This is a genomic window from Acinetobacter sp. 22323 (genome assembly GCF_052044895.1).
GTDB lineage: Bacteria > Pseudomonadota > Gammaproteobacteria > Pseudomonadales > Moraxellaceae > Acinetobacter > Acinetobacter schindleri.
Genome location: NZ_JBQEOL010000064.1, coordinates 1 through 321, shown reverse-complemented (window position 1 = coordinate 321; position 321 = coordinate 1). Strand labels below are relative to the sequence as shown.

At 47.7% G+C, this 321-nt stretch carries 2 tRNA genes; both read right to left on the bottom strand.

Annotated features, from left to right (window positions below):
- Positions 1-29: 29 nt before the first annotated feature.
- A tRNA-Ala gene (locus tag ACTJIX_RS14910) sits at positions 30-105 on the bottom strand.
- A gap of 103 nt (positions 106-208) precedes the next feature.
- Positions 209-285, bottom strand: a tRNA-Ile gene (locus tag ACTJIX_RS14905).
- Positions 286-321: the final 36 nt, after the last annotated feature.

Below are 321 nucleotides of genomic sequence, written 5' to 3'. Positions count from 1 at the left end.
TAATGTTTAACTCATTGCATCGCAATGAGTGGTGGAGACTAGGAGAGTCGAACTCCTGACCTCCTGCGTGCAAAGCAGGCGCTCTACCAACTAAGCTAAGTCCCCAGCTTATCACATTAGATTCGACGTATCAGATTACAGCCTGCGCACTCACTTTCGTTCGTTTACCTTGCGCTTCGCCTTAAAGCAGTGCTTTAAGTCTTGCTCATGGTGGGTCTGACAAGACTTGAACTTGTGACCCCACGCTTATCAAGCGTGTGCTCTAACCAACTGAGCTACAGACCCTCAGATACATCGTCATGAAGAACAACTTGTTGTGGA